10 protein-coding genes are annotated in these 11197 nt (G+C 44.3%); 8 read left to right on the top strand and 2 right to left on the bottom strand.

Annotation, left to right across the window (positions count from 1 at the left end):
• Positions 1-204 (top strand): cold shock domain-containing protein CspD (cspD, locus tag BIZ39_RS18600; protein ID WP_187447689.1); only part of this gene is annotated, 204 nt, incomplete at its 5' end.
• Positions 205-673: 469 nt separating this feature from the next.
• Here the strand turns inward: cspD and BIZ39_RS18595 are convergent.
• A complete protein-coding gene (locus BIZ39_RS18595; protein WP_061094909.1) occupies positions 674-2893 on the bottom strand; it encodes an NADP-dependent isocitrate dehydrogenase in 2220 nt (739 codons plus the stop codon).
• A gap of 513 nt (positions 2894-3406) precedes the next feature.
• Between BIZ39_RS18595 and BIZ39_RS18590 the strand changes: the two genes are divergently transcribed.
• From BIZ39_RS18590 to BIZ39_RS18560, 7 genes are all read left to right on the top strand, one after another.
• The gene (locus BIZ39_RS18590) at positions 3407-3949 is read left to right on the top strand and encodes an rRNA large subunit pseudouridine synthase E (protein WP_014976399.1); all 543 of its coding nucleotides are present in this window, start codon (positions 3407-3409) and stop codon (positions 3947-3949) included.
• A gap of 352 nt (positions 3950-4301) precedes the next feature.
• The gene (gene mnmA / locus BIZ39_RS18585; RefSeq protein ID WP_044556785.1) at positions 4302-5429 is read left to right on the top strand and encodes a tRNA 2-thiouridine(34) synthase MnmA; all 1128 of its coding nucleotides are present in this window, start codon (positions 4302-4304) and stop codon (positions 5427-5429) included.
• Positions 5429-6055, top strand: coding sequence for a high frequency lysogenization protein HflD (gene hflD / locus BIZ39_RS18580; RefSeq protein WP_014949326.1), 627 nt, complete (start codon positions 5429-5431; stop codon positions 6053-6055). Before mnmA ends, hflD begins: the two co-directional genes overlap by 1 nt.
• Positions 6056-6068: 13 nt before the next feature.
• A complete protein-coding gene (gene purB, locus BIZ39_RS18575) occupies positions 6069-7436 on the top strand; it encodes an adenylosuccinate lyase (protein WP_039229483.1) in 1368 nt (455 codons plus the stop codon).
• A gap of 107 nt (positions 7437-7543) precedes the next feature.
• Positions 7544-8377 (top strand): adenylate/guanylate cyclase domain-containing protein, encoded by an 834-nt coding sequence (locus tag BIZ39_RS18570; protein WP_187447688.1) that lies wholly within the window; start codon positions 7544-7546, stop codon positions 8375-8377.
• Between the two features lie 355 nt (positions 8378-8732).
• Positions 8733-9899 carry a JmjC domain-containing protein gene (locus BIZ39_RS18565; RefSeq protein ID WP_039229486.1) on the top strand — a complete coding sequence of 389 codons (1167 nt, stop codon included), beginning with the start codon at positions 8733-8735 and terminating at the stop codon, positions 9897-9899.
• 9 nt (positions 9900-9908) lie between these two features.
• The gene (locus BIZ39_RS18560) at positions 9909-10367 is read left to right on the top strand and encodes a GNAT family N-acetyltransferase (protein WP_014949322.1); all 459 of its coding nucleotides are present in this window, start codon (positions 9909-9911) and stop codon (positions 10365-10367) included.
• 47 nt (positions 10368-10414) lie between these two features.
• On the opposite strand, the gene BIZ39_RS18555 is transcribed toward BIZ39_RS18560, so the two are convergent.
• The gene (locus BIZ39_RS18555; RefSeq protein ID WP_014949321.1) at positions 10415-10831 is read right to left on the bottom strand and encodes a DUF4826 family protein; all 417 of its coding nucleotides are present in this window, start codon (positions 10829-10831) and stop codon (positions 10415-10417) included.
• Positions 10832-11197 lie beyond the last annotated feature (366 nt).

Here is an 11197-nt window from a genome sequence, read left to right as displayed (position 1 = left end):
GTTAAATGGTTTAACAACGCAAAGGGTTTTGGATTTATCGTTCCTGAGGACGGCGGCGAAGATATTTTCGCGCATTACTCTACGATTCAAATGGAAGGCTACCGTTCGCTAAAAGCGGGTCAAGAAGTAACGTTCGAAGTTCAGCAAGGGCCTAAAGGTCTTCACGCTGAGAACATTGGCTTCAAAGAAGAACCAGAGCGTTAAGAAAAGAATTTTTAAAGCCTGGCCTTTTACGTCGGGCTTTTGCTTTTCTTGCCATTCAAAATGTGTAGGTGCAGTAAAGCGCCTGTGCGGATAAGTGCGTTTTAATTTTCCCCACAAAAATAAGCATTACGTTATGTTAACGTTGTGCATTAAAGTTGCGTAATAGTTCAAATTAGACAATCAACGAGCTTTTTTCCTATTCCTTTTATCTCCCGCTTATACATTCGTTTCCAAAACATAAGGTATATCGCCCTACCCCTTATACCAGTCCGCGTAGACCATTGCCTACTCAGCTAGGTTTAAAATGTTCGTAATCGCCGCGTGTTAGCGCAGGTATAGTGGTTCTACATAAAAAAAGCCCTCTCGTTTGAAGAGAGGGCTTTTAAACGTTGTTTTGAGATAGCTTCTCAGGTTTGAGAATACTATTCTATGCGCTAGACCTTTAAGCCTAACGCATATACACAAAATACTATGCGCCTAAGATAGCTTTTAATGTCTTACTTGGAGACATGGTTGCGAAAAGCTTGTCTTCGTCAGGGTAGTAGTAACCACCAATTTCTTGCGCGCTACCTTGCGTTGCATCAATCTCAGCCAAGATGTCGTCAATTTTCGCAGACAACTCTTCATACACTGGCTTAAATTGCGCAGCTAGATCTGCGTCTTCCGTTTGGTTCGCTACTTCTTCAGCCCAGTATAGACCTAGGTAAACATGGCTACCACGGTTGTCCAACTGACCTGCTTTACGAAGCGGAGACTTACCATTGTTTAGTAGTTTTTCCGTTGCTTTATCAAGTGCAGTAGCAATAACTTTTGCTTTGGTGTTGCTGTGCTTAATAGCAACATCTTCTAGCGATACAGCAAGTGCCAGGAATTCACCGAGTGAGTCCCAACGCAAGTGACCTTCTTCAACGAACTGTTGCACGTGCTTAGGTGCACTACCGCCCGCGCCCGTTTCATAAAGGCCACCACCAGCCATCAACGGAACAATTGATAGCATTTTAGCACTGGTACCAAGCTCTAGGATTGGGAACAAATCAGTAAGGTAATCACGAAGTACGTTACCCGTTACTGAAATGGTATCCAGACCGCGAATTGCACGTTCCATGCTGTAGCGAATAGCGCGTACAGGAGACATAATTTGAATGTCTAGACCGTTGGTATCATGGTCTTGTAGGTACTTTTCAACTTTCTTGATAAGTTGCGCATCGTGAGCACGTTCGTCATCTAGCCAGAATACCGCAGGCATACCAGATTGACGTGAACGCGTTACTGCTAGCTTAACCCAATCTTGAATAGGTGCGTCTTTCACCTGACACATACGCCAGATATCACCTTCTTCAACATCGTGAGAGATAAGAACATTGCCGTCTTGGTCAATAATCGACACAGTACCGTCTGCTTCTAGTTCAAACGTTTTGTCGTGTGAACCGTACTCTTCTGCTTTTTGCGCCATTAGACCAACGTTAGGCACTGTACCCATCGTTGTCGGGTCGAATGCACCATGCGTTTTACAGAAGTTGATAACTTCTTGGTAAATGGTTGCATAAGTACTTTCTGGAATAACTGCTTTAGTGTCGTGCGCCTTTCCATCTGGCCCCCACATTTGACCCGAGTTACGGATCATTGCAGGCATAGAGGCATCAACAATTACGTCACTAGGTACGTGAAGGTTCGAGATACCTTTGTCAGAGTTCACCATCGCCATTGGAGGGCGGTCGGCATAACATGCGTTGATATCTTTTTGAATTTCTGAGCGCTGGCTTTCAGGTAAGCTCGCAATTTTGTCGTAAACGCTACCAAGACCATTGTTAGGGTTAACCCCTAGCTCTTCAAACAAGTCACCCCATTTGTTGAATAGATCTTTGTAAAATACTTTTACACAGTGACCGAATACGATTGGGTGAGACACCTTCATCATGGTCGCTTTTACGTGTAGTGAGAAAAGAATGCCTGTGTTTTTCGCATCTTCAATTTGCTCTTCGAAGAATTCACACAGCGCTTTTTTGCTCATAAACATGCCGTCGATAACTTCGCCAGCTAGCAAATCTACACGCGGTTTAAGGGTTTTCTTGCTGCCATCTTTACCCGTAAATTCGATGCTAACGTGACCGTCTTTCTCAACCGTCACTGATTTCTCACCAGAGTAGAAATCGCCACCGCGCATGTGCGCTACGTGCGAACGAGAAGCTTGAGACCACTCACCCATTGAATGCGGGTGCTTACGGGCATAGTTCTTCACCGCTGTCGGTGCACGACGGTCCGAGTTACCTTCACGTAGCACAGGGTTTACCGCACTGCCTAGTACTTTACCGTAACGCTCACGAATTTCTTCGTCTTCAGCTGTTTTCGGTGAATCAGGGAACGCAGGTACGTTGAAGCCTTTAGCGTTTAATTCTTTGATAGTTGCACGAAGCTGTGGAATTGAGGCACTGATGTTTGGAAGCTTGATGATGTTAGCATTCGGGTCTTGGGTCATCTCACCCAGTTCTGCTAATGCGTCTGGCACTCTTTGCTCTTCAGAAAGATACTCAGGGAAATTTGCCAAAACACGTGCAGCAAGTGAAATATCGCTTAGCTCAACGTCGATATCTGCAGCCGCAGCAAACTTCTGGATGATTGGAAGAAGTGAGTAAGTCGCCAGCATTGGCGCTTCATCAGTCTTCGTGTAGATGATCTTAGACTTGGTCATTATATACCTCAATTTTCTCGACAGGGTACTGTCGTCTTTAGTCCATTAGGTCGCAACAACCCGCAACATGTTCATGTCACGCCCACAGTCATTGCGAAACGTATTTGATGTTTTCCACCTTTTGCTTTTATTAAGCACTAGGTCACTTGCTGTTTTCTTCCCTACATATTATTCAATTCCCTATGTTAGCAATATGCATCTCATGGCTTTGCACTCGACTACCTAGTCGTACGCAATTTCGAGATACGATGTATAAGCAAGCCCGCTTATCACTGCTAAAACTGTCTAATAATTATGCAGATGCGCTCTCTTATAAAAATGGGAGCGACCATTAGTATAGGGTCGAAAGTTTGAGTTACAAGTCATACCATTGTCTTAACTCATAAGATCACCGAATTTATCGACAAACTTCATTGAGCAAACCACTATTTGCGGTTGATTTTCCCATGCGAAGCATCGTCATTTGTCGTAAAATCCCCCCCGAAATTTTGAATTTAAACAAGCGGAAGTAATATGTCTTCAAACGCTAAAGTGGTGCTTTTTAATAAGCCCTTTCAAGTTCTTTCTCAATTTACAGATGCAGACGGTAGAGAAACCCTAAAGGACTATATTGATGTTCCCGGTGTGTATGCCGCAGGACGACTCGACAGAGATTCGGAAGGTCTTCTCGTACTCACCAATGACGGAAAGCTTCAGCATAAACTTGCTAACCCAAAAGCTAAAACCAGCAAAACCTATTGGGTGCAAGTTGAAGGTATTATGGACGAAAAAGCAATGCAGGCGCTGCGTGACGGGGTAGAATTAAAAGATGGAATGACTCGCCCCGCTAAAGTAAAGGCCATGGAAGCACCTAGCGTGTGGCCGCGGAATCCGCCCGTACGCTTTAGACAGTCGATCCCTACTAGCTGGGTAGAAATTACCATTACAGAAGGCAGAAACAGACAAGTGCGACGTATGACGGCGCACGTCGGCTACCCCACCCTTCGGCTCATCAGATATCGCGTGGGTAATTGGACCATTGATGGTATTGATAATGGCAGCTACGTTCACTTTTAAAGGCAATTCAATTTCTAATACTTGAAATCACCTTCCTTGGCCACACTAAAAGAGGCACCGAAACGTTACGGATTTTTAGCGCTGTTAAAGGTTGCTGTTCATCTTTGCATATAGACAATTTTTTACAGCAAAGGCCAACGGCCGCTTGGCACATATTTAATTACTTAATCAGATAAGGATTAAATGTGAATTAGCTATCGGAATCTGATAAAATCCGCGACCTCGAAAACGGGCCGATTTGTAAGTGGCTGATTAGTGGTATGGCCCACTGAGTGGGTAAGCGCCTTAGCATATTTATCAACATGTTAATTGGTGACTGATTTAACAAATACGGTTTCTTTTTATTAATCAAATGAGTGTGCAATCCATAGTGAGTGATATTGAATCTAACGCCAGCAAAAAAGTGATCGTCGGAATGTCCGGCGGTGTCGATTCGTCTGTTTCAGCCTACCTACTCCAACAACAGGGTTATCAGGTTGAAGGTCTTTTCATGAAAAACTGGGAAGAAGACGACAACGATGAATACTGTGCCGCAGCGGAAGATTTAAAAGATGCACAAGCGGTTGCTGACAAACTAGGCATTGAACTGCACACCATTAACTTTGCAGCAGAATACTGGGATAACGTGTTTGAGTATTTCTTAGAGGAATACAAAGCGGGCCGTACGCCAAACCCAGATATTATGTGCAACAAAGAAATTAAGTTTAAAGCGTTTCTTGAATTTGCAGCAGAAGACCTTGGCGCTGACTACATTGCTACTGGTCACTATGTTCGTCGCCGAGAAGTTGACGGTAAATGGCAAATGCTACGCGGTCTTGATAACAACAAAGACCAGAGCTACTTTCTTTACACGTTAGGCGAAGAGCATGTTGCAAAAACGCTCTTCCCTGTGGGCGACATCGAAAAGCCATTAGTTCGCAAAATTGCCGAGGAGCAAGGTCTTATCACTCACGATAAGAAAGACTCTACCGGGATTTGCTTTATTGGTGAACGCAAATTTAAAGACTTCCTTGCTCGTTACCTTCCAGCTCAGCCTGGCGTTATTGAAACAGCAGAAGGCGAAGAAATTGGCCAACACGAAGGCTTGATGTATCACACGCTAGGTCAACGTAAAGGCTTACACATTGGTGGATTAGCCAAATACGGTGACGACCCTTGGTATGTGGTAGATAAAGATGTTGCTCGCAACGTGCTTATTGTGGGCCAAGGTGCCGACCACCCTCGCCTATACTCGAAAGGCTTGGTAGCAAAGCAGCTACACTGGGTGGATAGAAAAACAATTACAGAACCTGTGCGCGCGGTAGTTAAAACCCGTTATCGTCAGGCCGATATCCCATGTACAATAACGCCAACTCAAGACGACACCATTGAAGTGATGTTTGATGAGCCGCAGAAGGCGGTAACGCCGGGGCAGTCAGCGGTGTTCTATAGTGACGAAGTTTGCCTTGGCGGCGGTATTATTGAGAGTTATATTCGCTGATGTTAGATACCGACATAGAAAATAACCTAGCACTTGCAGGTGTATGTCAAGCTGCTGCGCTGGTTCAACAGCTTGCCAGACGAGGTTCTGCCGATAACGAGGCTATAGAGGCCAGCTTATCGAGCATACTGGTTACTGACCCAGAAACACCTCAACAGGTTTTCGGCCAGCTCGCTAACTTAAAAACCGGTTACACCACACTCGCAGCACAGCTATCTGACAAACAAGCAACAAAAGATACGGAATTAACCCGCTATATAGCTAGTATTCTAGGCCTTGAAAGAAAGCTAGCGAGAAAGCCTAAAGCAATGCAGGAACTGGGCGAACGTATTTCCCATGTTCAGCGCCAGCTTGCTCACATCGATTTCCAAAACCCACAAATAGTCTCCTCTTTAGCGAGCATTTACAGCGATATCATCAGTCCGCTAGCACCGCGTATTCAGGTAGCTGGTAACCCAGATTATTTAAGCCAACCTGCTACTCAGCATAAAGTGCGTGCGCTTTTGCTTGCAGGTGTTAGGGCTGCAGTAATGTGGCGTCAGATGGGTGGAAAACGAAGAAACATTTTATTTAAACGCAAACACATTCTTAACAGTGCTGTTAAAGCACTACGATTAATAAACTAGTGAGGAGCTTAAGGTGGAACTGAGTCAGTTAACTGCAATTTCCCCTGTCGATGGTCGATATGCTGGCAAAAGCGTAGAATTACGCAGTATTTTCAGTGAGTACGGCTTATTAAAATACCGTGTAGAAGTAGAAGTACGTTGGTTACAAATGCTGTCTACTAACCCACAAATTGAAGAAGTTCCTGCTTTTACAGACACGTCAAATGCACTACTAGACAAAATAGTAGCTGAATTTAGTGTTGAAGATGCCATGCGCATCAAAGAAATCGAGCGCACAACAAACCACGATGTGAAAGCGGTTGAATACTTTCTTAAAGAGAAGGTTGCCGACAATAGTGAGCTTTCAGCAGTAAATGAGTTTATCCACTTTGCGTGTACGTCTGAAGACATCAACAACCTTTCACATGGCTTAATGCTTCGCGAAGCCCGCGAGACCGTTATTCTTCCTTACTGTGACAAATTAATTGAAGCGCTAGTAGAGCTTGCTAAGCGCTACCAGAACGTACCTATGATGGCACGTACTCACGGTCAGCCTGCTTCACCTACCACCATGGGTAAAGAAATGGCAAACGTGGCTATTCGCCTAAAGCGTCAGCGTAGCCAAATCGCAGGTGTTGAGTTACTTGGTAAGATTAACGGTGCAGTGGGTAACTACAATGCACACTTGTCAGCGTATAAAGATGTAGATTGGCACGAAGTTTCAGAGAAGTTTGTTACCTCACTAGGTCTAACCTGGAACCCGTTCACTACGCAAATAGAGCCGCATGACTATATTGCAGAAATGTTTGATGCCATTGCGCGCTTTAACACCATTCTTATCGATTTCGACCGTGACGTTTGGGGTTACATTGCACTGGGTCACTTCAAGCAAAAAACGGTAGCTGGCGAAATCGGCTCTTCTACCATGCCACACAAAGTTAACCCTATCGATTTCGAAAATTCAGAAGGTAACTTAGGTCTGGCGAACGCTATTTTTGACCATTTAGCAGCTAAGCTTCCTATCTCTCGCTGGCAACGTGACCTTACTGACTCAACCGTACTACGTAACCTTGGCGTCGGTGTAGGTTATGCGGTTATTGCGTATCAGGCTACTTTGAAAGGTATCAGCAAGTTAGAAGTTAATGAGCAAAGCTTACTTAACGAGCTAAACAACAATTGGGAACTGCTTGCAGAGCCTATTCAAACTGTTATGCGTCGTTACGGTATTGAAAAGCCATACGAGAAGCTAAAAGAACTGACCCGTGGTAAGAAAGTAAACGCTGAGGTCATTGCTGAATTTATTGATAACCTAGATATGCCAGAAGCGGCCAAAGCAGAGCTTAAGGCATTAACGCCTGCTACATACATTGGCGATGCAATCAGGCTTGTAGATCAGTTATAAGCCCTTACGCTTTCCACTACACTGAAAAACGCGGTCATTAGTACCGCGTTTTTTTTATTCCTAAATTTCTCTACATTGAATTTTCACATACCCGTGGGAGCACGCAAATGGATTTACGCAACACGAACCACACTCTTTTCTCATTGCAGGAAAAACACTGTGTTGTACTTTCTCCCACCGTTTCGAAGGTCTTAAGTACAACGGAGGAAACCAAAAGTAGTGCCACGAATTTAAAAAGCTGTATAAAAAATGCCGTCGTCATTTTTTGTGACCTATCAGGCTTCCAACAACTCTCAGTTAAATATGGCGACATTACATGCGCCAGACTTGTAGATAGCCTGTTTTCTGAATTCGATGTGCTTGCCGCTGATTTACACCTTTCGCCATTAAAAACCAACGGCGATCAATATATTGCGGTTGGTTTTAGCGGCGAACATAGCAGTACAACACACTCGCTTTTGAACGCTCTGGTGAACGCCATCGAATTCGCATTTCGCGCTCGCGAGCTTGTAAATAGCAACGACCTTTTAGCTTCATCTTCAAGCCAACTGCGAGTTGGCATTGCGACAGGCTCTATACTTGCCGGCCAATCTTCTCGCCCGCTTGCAGGCTTTGATATTTGGGGGACTACGGTAAATAGGGCTGCAATGTTAGAGCAATACACAGCACCTAATACAATTGCTATTTGTGAGAAGTCTTACAGCCTGGTTAAACGACAGATTATTCATCACTCTAGCGCGAGTGCGAATAACCCTTGTTCCTTTAATACGTATTTCACTTGTGGTTCAAATATAAACGCTAACACTGAGCTTTCAACGCGTGAACACGACAAGCGGAAACTCAGTGAGTCAAAAATGTGTAGCGAAAATTGCAAAGAAACCACATTCCTACCAAAACAGCTGCACACGAAAACAATGCTAATGAGCGCATACGTTTGCTAACTCCTGTCTAGCGCATCTGATAACCACCCATGCCATGTAAACATTGAGCTAAAAAGCACGTGATTTCTAAGTTAGATGAATTACACCTGCAGTAACTCGCCGCGAGTACGAACATGTTAAGTTTCGCTGAGTGGGTAATTATCTATGCGAACCGTTATGAATTCGGCTCTCCCTACTGAATCAGGTGAAGCAAATGCAAGGTAGCAATAAACGTTTCAATAATCGATAATGCCGCGCATAAGCTTCAACCTCGCTTTTGACAAAGTGCTAACGCTTACCGCATATTTGTAACGCCACGCACAATACTTAAATCAACAGATTAAACCCATTTAATTGGCTTACTATAAGAGACACTATGCCCACTAACGACAATTCGTACATTATTGATGCACAATCTGGAAACGGCTTTAATGCAGAAACCTTTCTAAAAAACTACTGGCAGCAAAAGCCGGTAGTCATCAAACACTTCTTTGACAACTTTGTAGATCCTATCGATGAGAACGATCTTGCCGGTCTAGCACAAGAGTCGGAAGTGGATGCACGTATTATTAGCAACGTGAAAGGCAGCTGGCATGTTGAACAAGGGCCAATTACCGATTTTGACAAAGCATGTCAGGGCAAATGGACATTACTAGTTCAAGGCGTAGATAAATATGTGCCCGACGTAACCCCTCTACTAGATCCCTTTTCTTTTATCCCTAATTGGCGATTGGACGACCTGATGGTGAGCTTCGCCACCAATGGTGCAGGCGTTGGTGCTCACATCGACCAATATGATGTATTTTTAGTTCAAGGTAAGGGCCGAAGACGCTGGCGTGTGGGCAAGCCGGCGGACTATAAAGAAGTTTTTCCACATCCAAAATTAAGACAAATTGAAGGCTTCGACCCTGTTATAGATGTTGTGGTTGAGCCTGGCGATGTGGTGTACGTACCACCGGGCTGGCCTCATGATGGAGCGACAATTGAAGATAGCCTCACCTACTCTGTGGGTTATCGTGCTCCGGACAATCTGCAACTAGCGGAAAGCCTGGCGATGATGTTGGATAAAGGCGCACATAATTATCGCTTTACCGATGCAAGCCGCTCTATGCAAGGCAATCGTGCTTGGGTAAATCCAAGCGATGTTGCCATTCTTAAGCAGCAGCTCATAGATGCGATAAACGGTGAAGACTTTACTTTGGCACTTCTAGAAGCCATGAGTGAACAAGGCATTCCTGAATATCCGCTAGAAGACGAAGTATCGCTAGAGCAAATTTCAAATGAGTTTGCCGCAGGCATTAGCTTTGTTCCTGCACCGGGTGTGCGTGCATTACTATGTGACGGTAAGCGTGGTCTTCCTCGCGCACTCTTTGTAAATGGCAGTCAGTTCGAATTTGGCAAAAGTGACCAAGAATGGTTTGAAGTGCTGGCATCAGGAGGCGTTTTGAACGCAACGTGTTGCCAAGACGCGCCTTCTTTTACATTTTTAGAAACCTTAACTACACTTATCAATAATGGTTACTGGGAATGGTTCGAAGGTTAACAGGTAAGTATGGCGTTTACGATACAAAACGTCGATTGGGAAAAGGATAAACATCGACTGAAAGCACTAAGGGAACATGTATTTGTTTTAGAGTGGCGCGTCCCCGAGGCAAGCGAGTTTGACGAACACGACAGTTCGGCGTGCCATGTGCTTATCGTCAATGATGAAAACGAACCCATTGCCACTGGGCGCTTAACCAAACGAGGCGAACTAGGCCGAATTGCTGTTAAGCGCTGCCACAGAACATTGCCTGTTTATCGCGCTTTGTTTGAAGCGCTGATTAACACGGCAAAGCAAAACAACGTCCCCATTATCAAAGTAGTCTGCAATTTAGAAAGCGTGTCCTATCACCAATCCATTGGTTTTATTCCCGACGGGCAAGTATTTATGGACGCAGGCGTTCCAAGACAGCGCCTAAAATGTCCGGCAGAGCGATTTCCTCTTCCGGACGTGACTCAACTTCATTAAGCTATGTATTTACAAAACGTCTCACTAATACAGGCTATTGCCTGGAATTAGTTCCAAAGATCTGGCGCGTTCTGCATGGCAAACAAGCTTTCAGCACGATTAATTAGTAAAGCACCAAACGCCTTTTGAGTATCGTCTGCGCCCTCTGCATTAATGAGGTTTTCTGCTTTCAACTGCCAATGCATAGCAAAGTGACGCAGTACGTCCTTGGCGTCTTTGGCGTTATCGACTGATGTGTAATCAGAAGGTAAATCACCACTAATAACCCAATAGCGTTTACTGTCCATTGCTCTAATTTTCCAAACTGCAAGGTACGGCATTAAATAACGACTTTCTTCGGTAATAACAGAATCAAACAACACGCCATTTTCCGCTAAAAATTTGTTTGCCTTTTGAAACTGTTCTCGTACCCACGTTGCGCGTTCTTCATCACTGATTGGTTGGTTTTCTGGTTGTTCTGCCATTTTTACTCTCATTATTATCGTTATCTGTTCTTACTAGTACTGCTACTTGATACCCATGTCTCAGTTACCTTCTAGGCAGTTTAGCCACTAGTTCGTAGCGTACGCCTTTTTTATCTTTGTACTTTATTTCATCCCTGCTTTCCACCGCAATTAGGGCATTGTGCCCACCGAAGGTGTTAACCGCTTACTTATTCGACAATCTTTAAGAATACCCAACACCCAGTTATTCAAAGATCGGGCACAAACATTTACATTTTTCATATTGGCAAATGTGCATCTTTGGGCGAAACTGTGAGATGAAAACTTCACCAAGCCGAGTGTTTATACATGCGAATAGTAAGACTTACCCTTGGAGCAATCTTGTTT

This window comes from Alteromonas sp. BZK5 (assembly GCF_014349115.1).
Taxonomy (GTDB): domain Bacteria; phylum Pseudomonadota; class Gammaproteobacteria; order Enterobacterales; family Alteromonadaceae; genus Alteromonas; species Alteromonas macleodii.
The sequence above is the reverse complement of the archived record's forward strand: the minus strand, read 5'-3'. Positions and strand labels throughout refer to the sequence as shown.